Raw genomic sequence first — 17,812 nt, forward strand, 5'->3', positions numbered from 1 at the left:
CCATGCGCCCCGACACGCCTGCCGAGAACGTCGACCACACCGCCGAAGCGGCTCGCCTGGAGCGAGCCGTCGGCCTGTACCCGGAGGACGCCGAGCACCTGCTCCTGCAGGCCGCGGCCCACCTCGAACTGGCCGGCGACCGCCCCGGCGCCACCACCCTCTACGACCGCCTCCTCGCCTCGGACACCCCGCTGGAGAAGCCGTACCTCGTACGCGCCCTGAAGGCGTCGAACCTGTGGGAGTACGACCACGAGGCCGAGGCCCGCGCGATCATCGACGGCGTCCGGGCCGCGGCTCCCCGTGACCCGGCCCCCTGGGTCATCGTGGCGGAGGCCCTGGAGTCGCACGACGAGCTGGAGGCGGCACAGGACACCTTCACCGAGGGAACGACCCTGCTCCTGACGGACGTACCGGAGCCCCCCTACTCCACGCTCCCCCTCCTGTTCGGCCGCCACCGGGTGCGCCGCATGCTGGGCGCGGCGCACGACGAGTGGGACGCCCTGGCCGACACCCTCCACTCGTCCCCGATCTCCCTGGACGAGCTCCACGACCCGAAGCGGATCTGGTCCCTCGGCTCGGACAACCCGGCGGAGCTCCAGGCCGAGATCACCCGCCTCCAGGCCGAACTGGGCGCCTACCGCGAGGCCCTGTCCCGTCCGTTCCCGGTGGCGGTCCTGCACTGGTCGGCCCCCGAACTCACGGAACTGACCACCGCGTACCCGGACCTCACCACCGAGTACCCCTCGCACGGCGAGCACCTCGCGACGATAGAGGCGTCCCTGCGCGAACTGGCGGGCTCCGGCACCCCGAACCTCGGCATCGTCACCGCCACGGTCCCCTCCTACGAGGCCTTCGCCGCCTCGGAGGCCTCGTCCCCCTCGGACACGACCCTCCTCCCCCAGTACGCGACGACCCTGGCGGCCAGGGGCCTGGCGGTGGCTTGGCCGCCGCAGCGGGGGGCGGGGTGCTGGTGCGGGTCGGGGGTTGCTTACGGGGAGTGTCACGGGGCTGTGTGATGTCCAGTGGCACTGCCACGACCCGTCATTTCACATGAAGGTGCACCCCGGGCTACGAGCAGACGGGGTGCACCTTCATCTTGGCCCTTCGCCCCGGACTCGATCGTGTCAGTGCCCCCTGTTAGAACTGTGCACGGCGCAATGAGCGAGCGGGGGCCAGCATGGTTCAGTCAGGGGATGGGTCACAGCCTGTCGCGGGTGTGTACGAGGAGCTCGTCACCGAAGACGTGCAGGCACAGATCGACCAGCTGAGCGCGGCCGGATGGAAGCCGATTCACGCTGAGGTCAGCGCTGAGTCGTCGCCCCATGTCCTGGCGCGTTACATCGGGGAAGCTGTGGGGCGACGGTTGAGCCTGCTGCCTCATGACAAGCAGGTCGCCGCAGCCAACCAGATCATGCAGTCCCTCGTCAGCAGCGTGCCGGACCCGGATGCGGACGAATCGTCGACCACCATTGTCGATGGCCCTCGCCAGCTCCTCGCCTTGGCTGAGCAGAAGGCGCCCGGCGCGTATGCCATCAGGCCCCTGACTCCGCTGTCTGAAACAGCGTTGATCACCAATGCGCCGGATGATCCGAGCCTGGGGGCTGAGTTGCGAGCCGAGCTCGCTACCGCCGACCGCATCGATCTGCTCTGCGCGTTCGTGAAGTGGTACGGGATCAGGGTTCTCGAGGACTCGCTCCGCGCGGCCAAAGAACGTGGGGTCCCCATCCGGGTCATCACCACCACCTACATCGGCGCCACCGATCGACATGCTTTGGACCGACTGGTGCGCGAGTTCGACGCCCAGGTGAAGGTCAACTACGAGATCAGATCGACGCGCTTGCATGCCAAGGCATGGCTGTTCCGGCGCAACACGGGGTTCGACACCGCGTACGTAGGCAGTTCGAACCTCTCTAAAGCTGCCTTGCTCGATGGCCTGGAGTGGAACGTACGGCTGTCATCGATCGCCACGCCGAGGGTGCTCGACAAGTTCGAGGCGACCTTCGACGCGTACTGGGCCGACACCGCCTTCGAGGAGTACGACCCTGATCGCGACGGCGAGCGGCTCGCTGACGCACTTGCCCGGGCGGGGGGCACAGGCTCGACTGGTGATCTCAAGATCAGCCTTTCGGGTCTTGAGGTGCATCCCCTCCCCCACCAGAAAGACATGCTGGAGCGACTCCGCGTCGAGCGCGACATTCGCGGTCGTAACCAGAATCTCCTCGTCGCTGCAACCGGGACGGGTAAAACCGTCATGGCCGCACTGGACTACCGCAGCATGCGCGACAAACGCGGCGGCGACCTCCCCCGGCTCCTCTTCGTCGCCCACCGCAAGGAGATCCTGAACCAGTCTCTGCGTACCTACCGGGAAGTGCTGGACAACGCCTCGTTCGGTGAACTCCTCCACAGCGGCAAAGAGCCACGCGACTGGACACACGTGTTCGCCAGCGTCCAATCGCTCAACCTCCAGCGCTTGGAGCAGCTCGACCCCGAGCACTTCGACGTCATCGTCATCGATGAGTTCCACCACGCCACGGCCGAGACGTACAGACGGGTCATCAAGCACTTCAAGCCGACCCAGCTGCTGGGTCTCACCGCTACCCCAGAGCGGATGGACGGGCGCAGTGTGCAGAACGAGTTCTTCGACGGGCGCATCGCCGCGGAGCTCCGCCTCTGGGAGGCCCTGGAGAACGATCTGCTCTGTCCCTTCCACTACTTCGGTCTTCCGGACGGCACGGACCTGACCCGCCTCAACTGGCGCTCGGGTACCTACGACCGGGATCAACTCGGCCATCTCTACACAGGTGACGAGGCTCGGGCGCGCATCGTCATCAAGCAGGTTGAGGACAAGATCTCGGCTCCCGCCTCCATGCGGGCCCTCGGATTCTGCGTGTCCAAGGCGCATGCGCACTTCATGGCGAACTGCTTCCGTCGGGCAGGATTCCAAGCCGCGGCTCTCGACAGCGACTCCCGCCCCGAGGTACGCGCGCAGACGCTTGACGATCTCAAAGCAGGTCGCATCCAGGTGATCTTCTCTGTCGACCTGTTCAACGAGGGTCTGGACATCCCTGATGTCGACACGCTCCTACTGCTGCGCCCTACCAACAGCGCGACCGTCTTCCTCCAGCAGCTTGGACGTGGACTGCGCCGCACGCCGAACAAGCCAGTCCTGACAGTGCTCGACTTCATCGGCCAGCACAGAGCGGAGTTCCGCTTCGAGGAACAGTTCCAGGCCCTGACGAACCTGTCCCGCAACCGGCTCGTCAACAGCATCGAGCAGGACTTCCCGCAGTTGCCGTCCGGGTGCCAGATCATCCTGGAGGGCAAGTCCAAGGACCTCGTCCTGGACAACATCCGTACGCAGCTCAAGGCCACCATCACCACGTTGGCCAGAGAAGCCAGGGACTACAGCACCCCGCGGCTGGCGGACTACCTACGCGAGAGCCGCCGGGACATCCAGGAGCTCTACAAAAGCGACAACTCCTGGACCAAGGTGCTGCGCAAGGCCGGCTTCATCCATGGGGAGGCACCGCCTGGTGAAGCAGAGCTCCTCAAGCGCGTCCATGCCTTCCTGCACGTCGACGACCCGGACCGTATCCACGCGTATCTACGGCTGCTCGCAGATGACGCCCCCCACTACGACTCCCTGTCCGTGGGGGAAGCGGCGTACGCTCGCATGCTCTTCTTTAACTTGTGGGACAACGCCGGAGGTTTCTCCAACTACCGGCAGGGTCTTGATTCACTACGGTCGCAGCCGATGTTGCGGGACGAACTCCAGCAGGTCCTCTCGTACGCCCTCGAAGAGGCAGACCACTTCCCCCTTCCGCTGGAAGGCCCGCTCGCTCACGTTCCCTTGAAGATCCACAGCTCCTACAACCGTTCCGAGATCCTCTCGGCCCTGGGGGTGGCGCGCTTGGGGGGTCAGATGCCCCGGGACTTCGGACAAGGGGTGCGATGGGTGGAGGAACTCAAGACCGACGCCCTCCTCATCACCCTGGAGAAGAGCGAGCGCGACTTCTCCCCCACGGTCCGGTACAAGGACTACGCGCTCAGCCCGACCCGCTTCCACTGGGAGTCCCAGAGCACCACTCCGGCGAACTCCGCGACTGGCTTGCGCTACCAGCAGCACGACCAGCTCGGAAGCCATGTCTTGCTCTTTCTGCGCCGCTACAAGCGCAACAGCATCGGCAAGGCCGAACCGTGGATGCTTCTGGGACCAGCCACATACTTCGACCACTCCGGCAGCAAGCCCATGGCGATCGCCTGGGATCTCCATCACGAGCTTCCTGCTGATGTGAGCTCGTACGCCTCGATCACGAGTTGACTCGGCCTCCGCGGTCTTCCGCCTCGAAGTGCGTCTGGGCCCGGTCCAGGAGGTCGTCAGCGTCTCGGCCTCGCGCATGGAACCAATGCAGGAGGTCGGCGATGATCTCAATCGCCGACTTCTCCGCTTGAGCCATGCTCAAGCGGCACGAGCCAGCGAACCCTCCATCGAACGCCCCCTCTGCTCCATACAGGTCCAGCAACCCCTCGGCTCTACTCGAGTGCGGCCCGCTGCTCACCGACACAGGCACGACTGCGGCTGACACCAACTCACACCACGTCACCTTCCGGTCTCCGTAGAGCTCGACGCCCCAACGCACAGCAGTGGCCTCGACAAGGGCGATACCGCGACCGCCTTCGGAGTCAACTCCGGTCTGAAGCAGAGTGGGGAGAGCTCGGGTGTCTGGATCCTGAACCTCGATCCTCAGAAGCGAACCGCTCACGGACACCGCGAGGGTCGTGGGAGTGCCTGGGCCCACGTGCGTGATGACGTTGGAAACCAGCTCAGTCACACAGAGCTGAGCTCCCTCGATCACCTCAGGCAGCCCCCAGAGGGTCAGGTGGAGGCGCATCAGTCGACGTAGGGCAGCTACTTCCTCGGGTTCTGCCAGGAAGTCGAGGCTCCACGGCTTCCTGCTCATGGGTGGGTCGTTGTGCACCACGGCAAGTCCTTCCCGCTCGACTCGGTCGCCCATCGCGACGAGTTACACACAGAGAGTTGCATTGGAACTCTCAAAATGGAACTCTCACATCGAGCAAAGAGGAGCTCGCGGCCTACCCGAATGCCCCCGGCGCACGCCGTCTTGCCCCCGCACTCTCACGCCCCGCACGATCTAACGCATCGACATGAAGGGCCTTGAAACATGGCAGTCGGACCCACGACCCGCAGGCGCCAACTTGGCGCCGACCTGCGTCGCCTCCGCGAAGCGAAGGGACAAACCCTGGAAGAAGCCGGCGCACGCGTGGGGATCTCCAAGGCGACCCTGAGCCGCTACGAGACCAAGGAAGGCAGCGTCAAATGGCCAGCGGTGGACGCCCTGTGCCGCGAGTACGACGCTTCCGACGAAGAGCGACTCGCCCTGGTCGAGCTCGCCAAGGGCGCGAAGATCCAGGGTTGGTGGCGATCCCTGGCTGATCCCATCCCCGAATCCATGAACCTCATGCTCACACTTGAGGACGAGGTAGTCCGCGAGGACCACTACGCCTGCATGTACATTCCAGGGCTCCTCCAGACGCGCGCATACGCCGAAGCCGTGCACCGAGCTTCAGAGGTGCAGTGTGCAGAGCGAGAAGTTCAGCACATGGTCGACATTCGCATGAAGCGACAGGAACTGCTCGATCGAGATGATCCGCCGCATCTGTGGTGTGTTGTTGATGAGGCGGCACTACGACGTAGGGTCGGCGGCAGCGACGTCATGCGTGAGCAACTCATCCATCTACTCACGGTGTCACAACGCCCCCATGTGACGCTCCAGGTACTGCCGTTCTCAAAGGGTGCCCATGCGGCCGCCGTTGGTAGTTTCGCCGTCCTGAGGGGGGTGACCCGCCAGCTGGACGTGGTCTATGTGGATCTGATCGGCGGCGGCCTGTTCATGGAGAAGCCACAAGAACTGGAGCGCTACAGGCTGGCGTTCGAATACCTCAGCGCACAGGCACTCGATCTGGAATCCTCTGCTGAGATCATCGATCGCATAAGCAAGGAGCCCTGATGGCCTCAACCCCGACGCACCAGTGGTTCAAGTCCACCTACAGCGGCGGTAGCGGGACAGAGTGCGTGGAGTGTGCGCTTACAGAGGATGGGGCTCTGTTGCGCGACTCGAAGAACATCCATGGCGCCATGATCACTGTCCATAGGCCAGCATGGCATGCCTTCATAGAAGCCTTGCGGAGCAAGACGATGCTAGAAACCGAAAGCCGAGATTCGGTTTCCTTCAATCCCGAGGACTGACCAAATTAGCCGAAAAGATGCACCCACCCTCCGACGCAAGGTCATTTGCGCCGGAGGGCGCAGGATGCAAGCCTCTCTAATTTACCCTACTTGCTTTCCATCCGCATATCGAGATCACGAAATCCATCCAGGACCACGTTTACCGTCTTGAGCTCATTTTGAGGATCGGGCTTGACTTGCATCTTCGCCCCCTTATGGGCAGCATCCCCACGGGCAGTGGCCCAGGTCTCGGTTGCGCTGAGCCACCCAGATTCGATATCGGATTCCTGCAAGCCGATAGGCAAGAGCAACCGGAGGAGGTTCTTTTCTTTTATGCCGTGATTCTGCTTGCGTGCATAACGGTGCATATCGGCCCGCGCAGCTTCTATTCGCGCCTCCAATGCAGGATATTTCACCGGCTTGGCAGCAGCCTCGCTTAAAGATTCAGGGATGGATGGAGCCGATTCTCTGTACGCTACGACCGCTAGAAGGCTAATGGCTATTGAGCCACTCGCCTTCCATCCGGAAACAGCTTGATCGATGACCTCGATGACACGGTCCTCAATGAAAGACTCAAACTCCGCGTGCGCCAGAACCCTAAAAGCGCGCGTCTGCTCGTAGACAAGGTCCTCATAGTCTCCCGTGGGGTCAAATTCCTGCGGCAAGAAATTCTGTCGCAGTTCTCTGATCCGCCTCTCCAGTTCATCGAACCGTGAAGAACTCACCTGAAACTCCTACGGGATGAGGCGATTGTCACGCAATTCAGGGACGCGCAACTGAATATCGAGGGCGCCACTGAGAGCTTCGCCCCAGAGCGATAGACGTCGATGAGTGGCTAGTGGAGTCTTAGTCGTGGTCTGGATTGACTCAACAAATCGCGGACTAGTGTCGCAGAGATCGCGGAAAGCAGATTCGACGCTCGACGTACGGGAAAAAGCCTTGACCCGAATCGGCTCCTCCGAGAAGTAGTACGTCATCACATCGAATACAGCCCGATTGAAGCGTCCCTCATATTTACCCGCAGCCCAGCGATAGAATGCATTATCGCCAAAAATCTTGAACGTCGCCTCAATGGCCTGATTGCAGTTGTTTCCAACCTGCTTGATACGAACCTCCTCCTTCTCCCACTGGGCATTAAGGAGGTTCACGGTGTCATCGAGGAACTTCTTCAGATTCCCCGTATACTCATCCAAAGTGAACTGAAATCCAAAGTACCGGAGCAGCACTTCGACGTCACGCATTCGAAAATCTGGCTTATCGATGCGCAGGGCCGCACGCAGCCATTCGCTCTCCGATGCACAGTCGTCCAAGAAGTCGGTGAATGGACCGGGGTGCAGGGCTTGTCGAAGTTCCTGGGGAGACAGCTTGACGCTGCCCGTGTTCAGGCGAAGAAAAACCAGATTAAGGAAGTCTTCGTTCGGCCAACGACGCACGACGACAGTACGAATGGTCTCGTTAAGGAGCGAGTTTAGATCGTCAACATAGCTATCGTCATGCTCCATCTTGCGGAGCGTAGCAAGACGCAAGTCTTCGCGAACTTCAAGTCCGGTAAGCGAGAAACCCTTGAAATCTTCTTCTTCTGCAGATGCCGCAAATGACGACCCCGCCGCGAACTGCCGAAGAGCCAAGAGTCGCTGCTTACCGTCTAGTACAATGAACTTTCCACGCCGATTCTTATCTTCCGCCAAAACAATCTGGGGAATCGGCAAACCGAGGATCAGAGATTCAATGAAGCGACTTTTCCTGGGCTTGTTCCAGGCGTCCCTACGCTGGAATCTGGGGTTGAGCTGAATGTTACCCCGACGCAACTGGCTGAGAATGGTTTCGGCAGTCCAGTCTGTGTCCGTGACAACAGCCCGGGTGACCTCCTCAGAGGTCACCGATGCGGCAGTGTCCTCCTCTTCCCCATCTGCATCGTCCCACTCGGGCACGTCATCGTTCGCCATGTCGCTCCGTCCCTCACCCGTGGTGTTCCCTGGTATCAAGCCACTCTCAACTAACCTAGTTTTGCAGACCAGTTGGCCCGTCGGCATGCCAAACAGGAACTCGGCTCAACTACCCGTCTGTTTCACAGGGCCCAGAGCGCAGCCGCTCAGACGTCCCGCAGGACACCGCCATCCCCTCCAAGCTCGGAACTAGGACGCGAAGCCTTCAGGGCTCCACTGACGTAGCACCACTCGGTGTTGGTCGCGACCCTGAAATGAGTTACGTGAGCTACATGACCGAAGCTCTATGCACCGGGAGGCACGGCATCAAGCAGGGCAGTCCGCAGGTCTGTCGAACCGGGGCGCTAGCCTCAGAAGTAGCCCTGGACGGGTGTACGGCAGCAGGAGGAGACAATGGCGAAGGTTCCGGCCGCGGTGGTGGCCGCCGGGGGGCTTGTCGGTGGGTACGGCGTCGCCCGGTGGACGAGGAAGCGGCAGCTCGGCGGGGTCGTGCTCGCCGCCGCCGGGGTCGCCGCCGCGCGGCAATGGAAGCAGGAGGCCGGGGGCGTGGCCGCCGGGGTGCTGACCGCCGGGTACGTCGCCGCGTTCGCCGGGTCGCACCCGCTGGCCAAGAAGGTGGGCGCCTGGCCCGCCGTCTTCGGTGTCGCCGGTGCCATGGCCCTCGCCTCCTGGGCCGTGGCCGACCGGCGCGCCTGAGTCGGGTCAGGGCTCGGCCAAGGCCGGACCGACCCCGGACAGGGCGACGCCCGGACCTCAGGAAGCCGGCTCCTCCACGCCCCGGAACGCCCGCCGATAGGCGTAGGGGCTCGTCCCCACCACCCGTTTGAAGCGGTCACGGAAAGCCGTCGGGGAGCCGAAGCCCGCCTGGGTGGCGATGCGTTCGACCGGGTACGTGGTCGTCTCCAGGAGGTACTGGGCGCGGCGTACCCGGGCCCGGTGCAGCCACTGGAGCGGGGTCGTGCCGGTCTGTTCGCGGAAGCGGCGGTTGAGGGTGCGGGTGCTCATCCCGGCGTGGGCCGCGATGTCCTCCAGGGTCAGTTCACGCTCCGCGTTCTCCTCCAGCCAGTCCAGGAGCGGCTCCATGGCCGTGCCCGCCGGGGCCGGCGGCTGGGTGTGGACGATGAACTGGGCCTGGCCGCCCTCCCGTTCGAGGGGCATCACGGACAGCCGGGCGGCGTGCGCGGCGACGGCCGAACCGTGGTCCTTGCGGATCATGTGCAGGCACATGTCCAGCGCCGCCGCCGCGCCCGCCGAGGTCAGGAACTGGCCGTTGTCGACGTAGAGCACGTTCGGGTCCACGGTCACCTCCGGGTGCCTGGCCGCCAGTTCCCCGGCCGCGACCCAGTGCGTGGTCGCGCGCAGTCCGTCCAGCAGGCCGGTGGCGGCCAGTACGAAGGCGCCGACGCAGATCGAGGCGATCCGGGTGCCGTTCGCGGCCGCCGCGCGCAGCGCCTCCGCGACGCCCGGCGGGAGCGTGAAGGACGGGTCGGCCACCCCCGGCACGATGATCGTGTCCGCTTCTGCCAGCGCTTCCAGGCCATACGGGGCGCGGAGCGTGAACGCGCCCGCGCTCACCTCCGCGCCCGCCGTGACCGAGCACACCCGGGTCCGGTACGCCGGGCGGCCGTCGGGCAGCCGGGCCCAGCCGAAGGTGTCGATCGGAGCGGAGAGGTCGAACGGGATGACCTGGTCGAGCGCCAGTACGGCCACGGTGTGCATGACCAGAGCGTAGGCATGCGCCGGGTTCTCGTCATGCGCGTCCAGCTGGTTCGCCGACGCCTTTTCCGGCTCCGGCCTGCTAGGAGACCTGCTGGCGAGAATCCGTTGGGCTCTGGCAAAAGTGCCACTTCTCCGTGATCCGCCCGGCCTCTACCGTCACCCCGTGACCAAGTTCCTCCTCGCCGTCCACGTCATCGCCGCGATCGTCGCCGTCGGGCCCGTCACGGTCGCCGCGAGCATGTTCCCGCCGGCCGCGCGCAAGGCTCTCGAAGCGCCGGACGACCCGAGCGCCCTCGCCACCGTCCGGCTGCTGCACCGCATCTGCCAGGTGTACGCCGTGGCGGGCGTCGCCGTCCCCGTCTTCGGGTTCGCCACGGCGAGCGACATGGGTGTGCTCGGCGACACCTGGCTGATCGTCTCGATCGTGCTGACCGCGCTCGCGGCCGTGGTCCTCGCCGCGCTGGTGCTGCCCCGGCAGAGCGCGATCCTGGAGGGCGCTGAGGGGGCCGAGCGGGCCGAGGTCCAGGGGGACGGTCAGGAAGGGGCGCTCCGGGTGCGGGCCGTGGACCGTGCGGCGACCGTGCGGCTCGCGATGTTCACCGGGATCTTCAACCTGCTGTGGGCGACCGTCACCGTCCTGATGATCATCCGGCCGGGGTCCACGACGGGCGCCTAGGAACTGTCCGGTCGATCGGGTACCACCCGTTCCGGCCGCTGCCCCCGGGCCCTAGGATCCCCGCCATGGACGCGAACCAGCAGCAATCCGCTCCGGGCACCTACCTGTCCTTCGTGGAGCAACAGTTGACCGGGGACGGATGTACCACCCGGTGGGAGGACTGGGCCGGGGTGCCCGTGCTCGTGGGGCGGCGGAGCGAGTTCCGGATGCGCTGGATGGGGACGAAGCTGCACCTGTTCACGGTGGCCGCGGCGGTCCCGGAGATAACCGTGCAGGCCATATCCGGCTTCACCGACCAGGTGATGAAGTACGCCAAGGACAACAAGGGCGGTCTGCCCGTCGGCTTCCAGAACGGCATCGGCGCCTTCCCGCTGCTGGTCAGCGACCGGGTCGATCCGGCGGCCGTGCAGTGGGCCGAGGCCCAGCAGCGGGTCAAGTTCGCCTGCATGACGCGGCCCGTCGTGGTGGACAGTTCGCGTCAGTACGTGGGGATGTACCGCGGCAAGCCGATGCTCGGGCGCGTCTACGCCTCGTACTTCAACGAGAAGAGCTCGCGGTACTTCTACGGCCAGTAGGCGCAGGAGCCTGTGCCGCCCGGTCGGCCGCGGTGTCTCACCGCAGGCCGGCCAGGGCCATCTCCTCCTCCATGGCGTCCACCAGGTCCGTTCTGAACTGCCGTGCCAGCGCGCTCGCGACCAGCACCGCGGTGGCCCCGAGCAGCGTGACGGCCGCCCAGGTCAGCGGCCACGCCCCGGCCAGACCGTCCGCGGGACCGGGATGGGTCCGCAGCGACACGTGGAGCAGGACCGCCGGGGGCGCCGCGACCAGGAGCAGCGGCCAGGCCAGCGCGTCCCGGAGTCCGAAGTGGACGGCCAGGAGCAGCAGGATCGCGGCGAGGGCGAGGACACCCGTGCCCGTCACCGGGGTGGTCTCCACCTCGGAGCCCGGTGACTCGGGGCGGTTGCGCAGGTCCCAGGGGATGCAGACGAGGTACGCCGCGCAGGAGAGGGCGGCGCCGAGGACACGCGTCAGCCAGCGTTCCGGCCAGGGGCGCGTTCGCAGAGGGCGGAGCAGTTTCTCGGTCATGGGTACGAGGGTTCCCCGTCCGGCGGGGCCGCGACAGAGTACGCGTACTCAGAACGGGCGCCCCGGACACCCCGGAAAGGACTACGCGTACGAGCCCCGCGCGGGTCGACGGCGCCCCCGGGTTCAGGTCGCCCGCGCGGAGGACGCCGGGGCGCCCGTCCTCGCCGGTGCCGTCGACAGGGGTGCGGCGATGTCCTCCAGGGAGCGGCGTTCGGCCTTGACCGCGAGGAACACGGCGACCAGGCCCGCGGCGCACATCAGGGACGCGCCGATCTGGAACGCGAGCACCGTGTCGGCGACGACGCCGGACTTCGTGAGGTCGGCGAAGACCAGCGGGCCGCTGATGCCGCCGGCCGCGGTGCCGATGGCGTAGAAGAAGGCGATGGCCATCGCGCGGGTCTCCATCGGGAAGACCTCGGAGACGGTCAGGTAGGCGCTGGAGGCGCCCGCCGAGGCGAAGAAGAGCACCACGCACCAGCAGGCCGTCATCGTCACCGCGTTCAGCGAGCCCTGGTCGAAGAGCCAGGCGGTGACGAAGAGCAGCAGGCCCGAGAGCAGATAGGTCGAGGAGATCATCACCCGGCGGCCGAGGGTGTCGAAGAGCTTGCCGAGCAGCAGCGGGCCGAGGAGGTTGCCGGCCGCGATGACGGCGAAGTAGTAGCCGGTGGCGCCGGTGGGCACGTCGAAGAACGTGGTGAGGATGGCGCCGAAGCCGAAGGTGATCGCGTTGTAGAGGAAGGCCTGGCCGACGAAGAGGGCGAGGCCGAGCACGGCCCGTTTCGGGTACTTCCCGAAGACGGTCCTCGCGATGACGCCGAAGCCGATGCTCTTGCGCTGCTCGATGGTGATCTCGCCCTCGGCCGCCGGCAGCGGTTCGCCCCGTTCCTCCTCGATCTCCTCCTCGACCGAGGTGACCAGTTCCTCCGCCTGTTCACCGCGGCCGTGGATGAACTGCCAGCGCGGGCTCTCCGGAACGTGCCGCCTGACCAGCAGGATCACCAGGCCGAGGACCACGCCGAGGCCGAAGGTCAGCCGCCAGCCGAGGTCCTTGGGGAAGATGTCCGTGTTCAGCATGACGATCGACAGCAGTGCGCCGCCGATCGCGCCGAGCCAGTACGTACCGTTGATGATCAGGTCGACCCGGCCGCGGAACCGGGCGGGGATGAGCTCGTCGATCGCCGAGTTGATGGCCGCGTACTCGCCGCCGATGCCGAAGCCGGTGAGGAAGCGGAAGGTGAAGAACCACCAGGCGTCGAAGGACAGGGCGGTCAGGGCCGTCGCCGAGAGGTAGACGGCCAGCGTGATCATGAAGAGCTTCTTGCGGCCGTACCGGTCGGTCAGCCAGCCGAAGAACAGGGCGCCCGCGCAGGCGCCCGCCACGTAGAGCGCCGCCGCGATGCCGGTGACCTGTGCCGAGGTGATGGACAGGCCGCTGCCGTCCTCGGAGAGCCGGCCCGCGATGTTGCCGACGGTGGTGACCTCCAGGCCGTCCAGGATCCAGACGGTGCCCAGTCCGATCACGATCATCCAGTGCCAGCGGGACCACGGCAGCCGGTCCAGGCGGGAAGGGACGTTCGTGGTGACCGTGCCGGTGGCGGCGGGGCCGGGGGCCGGTGAGGCGGAGGCTGACATGGATTCCCTCTCCGTGGGGCGAGCCCGGTCCGGGTTCCCGCCCCGGGGAGGGTTAAGCCCCGGCACCCGGGACACCGCGCACCCGGGACACCGCGCGGCCGGTCAGCCGCCCAGCGCCCGGGACACCACGTAGATCAGCAGTCCGGCCAGGGAGCCGACCACCGTGCCGTTGATCCGGATGAACTGCAGGTCACGGCCGATGTTCGCCTCGATCTTCTTGGTCGTGTGCTCGGCGTCCCAGCCCGCGACCGTGTCCGTGATGAGCGAGGTGATCTCCTTGCGGTACGTCGTCACGACGTACACGGCGGCGCCCTCCACCCAGCCGTCCACCTTGGCCTGGAGCTTGGGTTCGGTGGCCATCCGGGCGCCGAGGGACAGCAGGGAGGCCCGCACCCGCAGCCGCAGTTCGCTGCGCTCGTCCTCGGCCGCGGACACGATCATCGACCGTACGGCCGTCCAGGCGGAGGCGATCAGGTCCTGGACCTCGCCGCGGCCCAGCACCTCGCCCTTGAGGCGCTCCACGCGCGCGCGGGTGTCGGTGTCGGACTGCAGGTCGGCGGCGAAGTCGGTGAGGAACCGGTCGAGGGCGCCGCGGGCCGGGTGGGTCGGGGAGTCGCGCATCTCGGTGACGAAGCGGAGCAGTTCCTTGTAGACCCGCTCGCCGACCTTCTTGTCGACGAAACGGGGGGTCCAGCCGGGCGCGCCGCCCTGGACGGCGTCCATCACCTGGGTGTCGTGGAACACCAGCCAGTCGTGGGCACGGGCGACCACCAGGTCGACGAACCGTCTGTGGCCGCCGTCCACGACGATCTTCTCCAGCATCTTGCCCATGCCGGGCGCGATCTCCTGGGCGTCCGCGCGGCGGGTGATCGCCTCCCCGACGACGGCCTGCACGTCGGAGTCGCGGAGCACGGTCAGCGCGCCCCTGAGCGCGGCGGCCAGTTCGGCCGTGACCCGGTCCGCGTGTTCGGGGTCGGCGAGCCAGGCGCCCAGTCTGTTGCCGATGCCCACCGCGCGCAGCCGCTGGCGGACGACCTCCTCGGAGAGGAAGTTCTCGCCGACGAACTCGCCCAGCGAGACGCCGAGCTGGTCCTTCTTCGTGGGGATGATCGCGGTGTGCGGGATGGGCAGGCCGAGCGGGTGCCGGAAGAGGGCCGTGACCGCGAACCAGTCGGCCAGCGCGCCGACCATGCCCGCCTCGGCGGCCGCCGCGACGTAGTCGGCCCAGGGGCCCGCGCCTGCGCCGGAGGCCCACTTGGCCAGGACGTAGACGAGGGCGACGAAGAGGAGCAGGCCGGTGGCGGTCGCCTTCATCCGGCGCACTCCGCGGCGCTTCTCCTCGTCGGCGGGGCTGAAGGTGTTCATCGCCCGTCCCGGCGGCGCGGCGGCCGTCCGGACGACCCCGGGGTCCGGGGCACCACCGGCGTCCGCCGGGTGCGCGGGGTTCGAAGCGTTCCCGGCAGTGCCGGTGCCCGAAGCGTTCCCGGCAGTATCGGCGCCCGAGGAGCTCCCTGCGTCCGCCGGGTGTGCGGGGTCCGAGGCGCTCCCGGCACTCGCCGAGTGCACGGGGTTCGAAGCGTTCCCGGCGGTGCCAATGCCCGAGGCGTTCCCGGCAGTATCGGCGCCCGAGACGCTCCCGGAGCCCGCGCCGCCCGCAGCGCTCCCTGCCCCCACCGGGTGCGCGGGATCCGAGGCGTTCCCCGCCCCCGCCGGGTGCACGGGGTTCGAAGCGTTCCCGGCGGTGCCGGTGCCCGAGGCGTTCCCGGCGGTGTCGGCGCCCGAGGCGTTCCCGGAGCTCGCAGCGCCCGAGGCGCTGCCTGCCTCCGCCGGGTGTGCGGGGTCCGCGGCGTTGCCGGAGCCCGCGGCGTCCGAAGTGCCGGCGCTGCCGGTGCTCGAAGCGTTCCCGGGGCGGGCATGCCGTTCCATGCCGTCCGCCTCGCCCGAATTCGTGCGTTCCATTCACTCCACCCGTTCGCAGGCCACGTCGCGCCCCGTACCCATTGTTCCTTTCTCCCTTCCTCTCCCTTCCTCCCTCTTCCTCACCGACTCCTGGAACGGCACGGGAGTTCCCGGCGTCTGTCCGGATGGGGGATCGACCGGGGGACCCCTAGGGGGGCGCGTCGGAGTTCCTCCGTCCCATGACCCATCATGGAGTGATCCCACCGGAGCCCCGGGCTCCCTCGTCCGAGGAGAAACGCACCGCATGACCAAGCGTCACGGTTATGCCCTGCTCGCTGCGATCCTTGCCGTGGTCGTGGTCCTTTCCGCAGCCGTCTACATCGGCGTCGCGGCCGACGACGGCAGCGGGGCCGGCGTCGCCGATCGCCGCACGTCGCACACCGCCGCTCCCGCCTCCGCCGGCACCTGGGTCGGCTCCTGGTCCACCTCCCCGGCCGGGGCCGAGCCCGGCACGGAGCGGGACGGACTGGCGGGCCGCTCCGTGCGCAACGTCGTGCACACGGCCGCCGGGGGTACGAGTGCCCGCATCACGCTGTCCAATCTCTTCGGGCGGCAGCCGCTGGTCGTCACGCACGCCACGATCGCCGTCGCCGCGACCGGAAACGGCGCCGCCGCCGCGCCCGGCACCATGCGCCGTCTGACGTTCGGCGGCGCCACGACGGTCACGGTCCCGGCCGGCGGACAGGTGATGAGCGACGCCGTACGCGTGCGCGTCCCGCACGACGTGGACGTCCTCGTCACGACGTACTCACCGACCCCGTCCGGCCCGGTCACCTACCACCCGCGCGCGCGGCAGATCTCCTACGTCGCCGACGGCGACCACGCGGAGGACGTGAGCGCCGCCCCGTACACCGGACGCAGCCCGTACTGGCGCTACCTCACCGCCCTCGACGTGCTCAGCGACGAGGCCACGGGCACCGTCGTCGTCCTCGGCGACTCGCTCACCGACGGCGTCACCTCCACCGTGGGGGCCGACCGGCGCTGGACGGACGTCCTCGCGCGGCGGCTGCGCGCCTCGGCCGGATCCGGCGGCACGCCCCGCTACAGCGTCGTCAACCAGGGCATCAGCGGGAACCAGGTCCTCGACGCGGGGCCCGGCCGGTCGGCCGACAGCCCCAGCGGGCTGAGCCGGTTCGGACGTGACGTGCTCGGCCGTACGAACGTCAGGGCCGTCGTGATCGACCTCGGCGTCAACGACATCCTGCGCAACCCCGACCAGGTCGACCCCCGGACCGTGACCGACGGCCTGCGGACCCTGGTACGGCGGGCGCACCTGCGGGGACTGCGGGTCGTCGGCGCCACCCTGATGCCCTTCCGGGGCCACCGCGGGTACACGGACGCGCGGGAGGCCGTGCGCCGGGCGGTCAACGCGGAGATCCGGGCCGGGAGGGTGTACGACGCCGTCGTCGACTTCGACGCGGCGCTGCGCGACCCGTACGACCAGCGCCGGCTGCGGCCCGACTACGACTCGGGCGATCATCTGCACCCCAGCGACAAGGGGTTCCGGCGGATGGCCGAGGTGTTCGACCTGTCGGACCTGAAGGGATCGGCCCCGGCGGAACTGTGATCAGCCGGGGGCGGCGGCCCGCCCGGCGCGGCGGGTCCGGCGACCCGGCCGTCCCGGTGGGACCGACGGCCCGCCTGTCGTGGCGGGTCCGGCGGCCCGCGGTTCAGTACCCGCCGTCGCGCCGCCGGTCGCGGTCCTCCCGGCGCTCCCGGTGCCGCTCCCTGCGCTCCTCGTGGCGCATGCGGCGCTCCTCATCACGCTCACGGCGCTCCTCGTGGCGCTCGCGCCACAGCTCGCGGGCCTCGTCGACCGCGTCGAGCATGTCGTCGAGGTCACCGCGCCGCGAGCCCTGCAGTTCCTTGCGGGCCTCCCGGCGCTCCAGCCTCTCCTGGCGGCGCTCCTCCTTGATGCGCTGGCGCTCGGCGCGGGTGAGCTTGCGCTCGACACCGACACCGCCCCAGAAGGCGAAGCCCGTGACGACCACCCTGGGCGCGCCGGGGTCGCCCGGCCGGCCCTCCTCGCGGTGGTCGAAGCCGCCCATGATGCCGATGCCGCGGACGACGACCTCGACACCGGGCGGCACGATGACGTTCAACCCGCCCATGAAGGCGACGCAGTTGATGACGACCTCACGGTCCGCGAAGTTCGCCTCGCGCAGGTCGATCTCGCCGCCGCCCATGAAGGCGAAGGAGTTGAAGCGCTTCGGCACCGTCCAGCGGCCCTTGCGCTCGAAACCGGACAGGACCGCCACGGCCCACGAGGACGAGCCCTCGCCGCCGACGATCCGCGATCCCCAACTCCCGTCGTCCACGGGCTGCTTGACCATGGAGACGCGAGGAGCCGTCACCGCGCCCGGCAGATCGCGGGTGATCGGCGCCAACTCCCCGTAGGTACGGGCCGTGTACGTCGCCTCCAGCCGCTCCTCGAACTCCTCCATGTCGAGACGGCCCTCCGCGAGGGCGTCCCTCAGCTGTTCGGCGACTCGTTCACGATCGGCGTCGGAGGCGCGCAGCTCCGGGAGTTCGTCGGTCATGGGCAGC

Annotated in this window: 16 protein-coding genes; 8 read left to right on the forward strand and 8 right to left on the reverse strand. The window is 67.4% G+C overall.

Annotation, left to right across the window (positions count from 1 at the left end):
* Nucleotides 1–2: 2 nt before the first annotated feature.
* The gene (locus tag ACICHK_RS15985; protein ID WP_406837436.1) at nucleotides 3–1,016 is read left to right on the forward strand and encodes an SEC-C metal-binding domain-containing protein; all 1,014 of its coding nucleotides are present in this window, start codon (nucleotides 3–5) and stop codon (nucleotides 1,014–1,016) included.
* Nucleotides 1,017–1,177: 161 nt separating this feature from the next.
* Nucleotides 1,178–4,321: a DUF3427 domain-containing protein gene (locus ACICHK_RS15990; protein WP_406837437.1), complete on the forward strand. Its 3,144-nt coding sequence runs from the start codon at nucleotides 1,178–1,180 to the stop codon at nucleotides 4,319–4,321.
* Here ACICHK_RS15990 and ACICHK_RS15995 read toward each other — a convergent pair.
* Entirely contained in the window at nucleotides 4,311–4,961 is a 651-nt protein-coding gene (locus ACICHK_RS15995) for an ATP-binding protein (RefSeq protein WP_406841236.1), read from the reverse strand. The genes ACICHK_RS15990 and ACICHK_RS15995 overlap by 11 nt on opposite strands.
* 222 nt (nucleotides 4,962–5,183) lie before the next feature.
* On the opposite strand from ACICHK_RS15995, the gene ACICHK_RS16000 reads away from it, so the two are divergent.
* Together ACICHK_RS16000 and ACICHK_RS16005 are read left to right on the forward strand one after the other, a co-directional pair.
* Nucleotides 5,184–6,029, forward strand: a complete 846-nt coding sequence (locus tag ACICHK_RS16000; protein WP_406837438.1) for a helix-turn-helix domain-containing protein — start codon at nucleotides 5,184–5,186, stop codon at nucleotides 6,027–6,029.
* A complete protein-coding gene (locus ACICHK_RS16005; RefSeq protein ID WP_406837439.1) occupies nucleotides 6,029–6,268 on the forward strand; it encodes a DUF397 domain-containing protein in 240 nt (79 codons plus the stop codon). The genes ACICHK_RS16000 and ACICHK_RS16005 overlap by 1 nt, the downstream gene beginning before the upstream one ends.
* A gap of 86 nt (nucleotides 6,269–6,354) precedes the next feature.
* On the opposite strand, the gene ACICHK_RS16010 is transcribed toward ACICHK_RS16005, so the two are convergent.
* Both ACICHK_RS16010 and ACICHK_RS16015 read right to left on the reverse strand, forming a co-directional pair.
* Nucleotides 6,355–6,972, reverse strand: a complete 618-nt coding sequence (locus tag ACICHK_RS16010) for a HEPN domain-containing protein (RefSeq protein WP_406837440.1) — start codon at nucleotides 6,970–6,972, stop codon at nucleotides 6,355–6,357.
* Between the two features lie 9 nt (nucleotides 6,973–6,981).
* Nucleotides 6,982–8,193: a DUF262 domain-containing protein gene (locus ACICHK_RS16015; RefSeq protein WP_406837441.1), complete on the reverse strand. Its 1,212-nt coding sequence runs from the start codon at nucleotides 8,191–8,193 to the stop codon at nucleotides 6,982–6,984.
* Nucleotides 8,194–8,586: 393 nt separating this feature from the next.
* Here ACICHK_RS16015 and ACICHK_RS16020 point away from each other — a divergent pair, with 393 nt between their 5' ends.
* On the forward strand, nucleotides 8,587–8,889 hold the full coding sequence (locus tag ACICHK_RS16020; protein ID WP_151470880.1) for a hypothetical protein: 303 nt from the start codon (nucleotides 8,587–8,589) through the stop codon (nucleotides 8,887–8,889).
* A 57-nt stretch (nucleotides 8,890–8,946) separates the two neighbouring features.
* Here ACICHK_RS16020 and ACICHK_RS16025 read toward each other — a convergent pair whose 3' ends face one another.
* A complete protein-coding gene (locus ACICHK_RS16025) occupies nucleotides 8,947–9,912 on the reverse strand; it encodes a GlxA family transcriptional regulator (protein WP_406837442.1) in 966 nt (321 codons plus the stop codon).
* Nucleotides 9,913–10,075: 163 nt separating this feature from the next.
* Here ACICHK_RS16025 and ACICHK_RS16030 point away from each other — a divergent pair, with 163 nt between their 5' ends.
* Entirely contained in the window at nucleotides 10,076–10,588 is a 513-nt protein-coding gene (locus tag ACICHK_RS16030) for a DUF2269 family protein (protein ID WP_406837443.1), read from the forward strand.
* A 65-nt stretch (nucleotides 10,589–10,653) separates the two neighbouring features.
* Entirely contained in the window at nucleotides 10,654–11,163 is a 510-nt protein-coding gene (locus tag ACICHK_RS16035; RefSeq protein ID WP_151470883.1) for a levansucrase, read from the forward strand.
* Nucleotides 11,164–11,200: 37 nt separating this feature from the next.
* On the opposite strand, the gene ACICHK_RS16040 is transcribed toward ACICHK_RS16035, so the two are convergent.
* The 3 genes from ACICHK_RS16040 to ACICHK_RS16050 form a co-directional block, all read right to left on the reverse strand.
* Nucleotides 11,201–11,674, reverse strand: a complete 474-nt coding sequence (locus ACICHK_RS16040) for a hypothetical protein (RefSeq protein WP_406837444.1) — start codon at nucleotides 11,672–11,674, stop codon at nucleotides 11,201–11,203.
* Nucleotides 11,675–11,797: 123 nt separating this feature from the next.
* Nucleotides 11,798–13,306, reverse strand: a complete 1,509-nt coding sequence (locus tag ACICHK_RS16045) for an MFS transporter (RefSeq protein WP_406837445.1) — start codon at nucleotides 13,304–13,306, stop codon at nucleotides 11,798–11,800.
* Between the two features lie 102 nt (nucleotides 13,307–13,408).
* A complete protein-coding gene (locus ACICHK_RS16050; protein WP_406841237.1) occupies nucleotides 13,409–14,980 on the reverse strand; it encodes a DUF445 domain-containing protein in 1,572 nt (523 codons plus the stop codon).
* 529 nt (nucleotides 14,981–15,509) lie between these two features.
* Here ACICHK_RS16050 and ACICHK_RS16055 point away from each other — a divergent pair.
* Nucleotides 15,510–16,832 (forward strand): SGNH/GDSL hydrolase family protein, encoded by a 1,323-nt coding sequence (locus tag ACICHK_RS16055; protein WP_406837446.1) that lies wholly within the window; start codon nucleotides 15,510–15,512, stop codon nucleotides 16,830–16,832.
* Between the two features lie 103 nt (nucleotides 16,833–16,935).
* Here the strand turns inward: ACICHK_RS16055 and ACICHK_RS16060 are convergent, their stop codons facing one another.
* Nucleotides 16,936–17,805 (reverse strand): DUF1707 domain-containing protein, encoded by an 870-nt coding sequence (locus ACICHK_RS16060; RefSeq protein WP_406837447.1) that lies wholly within the window; start codon nucleotides 17,803–17,805, stop codon nucleotides 16,936–16,938.
* Between the last annotated feature and the right edge of the window lie 7 nt (nucleotides 17,806–17,812).

The organism is Streptomyces sp. AHU1, from assembly GCF_045343905.1.
Classification (GTDB): Bacteria; Actinomycetota; Actinomycetes; order Streptomycetales; family Streptomycetaceae; genus Streptomyces; species Streptomyces triticiradicis.

Bases quoted from the DNA above. Each gene is read 5' to 3' on its own strand.
- ACICHK_RS15985 (WP_406837436.1), top strand. From the start codon at position 3: ATGCGCCCCGACACGCCTGCCGAGAACGTCGACCACACCGCCGAAGCG.
- ACICHK_RS15990 (WP_406837437.1), top strand. From the start codon at position 1,178: ATGGTTCAGTCAGGGGATGGGTCACAGCCTGTCGCGGGTGTGTACGAG.
- ACICHK_RS15995 (WP_406841236.1), bottom strand. From the start codon at position 4,961: ATGAGCAGGAAGCCGTGGAGCCTCGACTTCCTGGCAGAACCCGAGGAA.
- ACICHK_RS16000 (WP_406837438.1), top strand. From the start codon at position 5,184: ATGGCAGTCGGACCCACGACCCGCAGGCGCCAACTTGGCGCCGACCTG.
- ACICHK_RS16005 (WP_406837439.1), top strand. From the start codon at position 6,029: ATGGCCTCAACCCCGACGCACCAGTGGTTCAAGTCCACCTACAGCGGC.
- ACICHK_RS16015 (WP_406837441.1), bottom strand. From the start codon at position 8,193: ATGGCGAACGATGACGTGCCCGAGTGGGACGATGCAGATGGGGAAGAG.
- ACICHK_RS16020 (WP_151470880.1), top strand. From the start codon at position 8,587: ATGGCGAAGGTTCCGGCCGCGGTGGTGGCCGCCGGGGGGCTTGTCGGT.
- ACICHK_RS16025 (WP_406837442.1), bottom strand. From the start codon at position 9,912: ATGCACACCGTGGCCGTACTGGCGCTCGACCAGGTCATCCCGTTCGAC.
- ACICHK_RS16035 (WP_151470883.1), top strand. From the start codon at position 10,654: ATGGACGCGAACCAGCAGCAATCCGCTCCGGGCACCTACCTGTCCTTC.
- ACICHK_RS16040 (WP_406837444.1), bottom strand. From the start codon at position 11,674: ATGACCGAGAAACTGCTCCGCCCTCTGCGAACGCGCCCCTGGCCGGAA.
- ACICHK_RS16045 (WP_406837445.1), bottom strand. From the start codon at position 13,306: ATGTCAGCCTCCGCCTCACCGGCCCCCGGCCCCGCCGCCACCGGCACG.
- ACICHK_RS16055 (WP_406837446.1), top strand. From the start codon at position 15,510: ATGACCAAGCGTCACGGTTATGCCCTGCTCGCTGCGATCCTTGCCGTG.
- ACICHK_RS16060 (WP_406837447.1), bottom strand. From the start codon at position 17,805: ATGACCGACGAACTCCCGGAGCTGCGCGCCTCCGACGCCGATCGTGAA.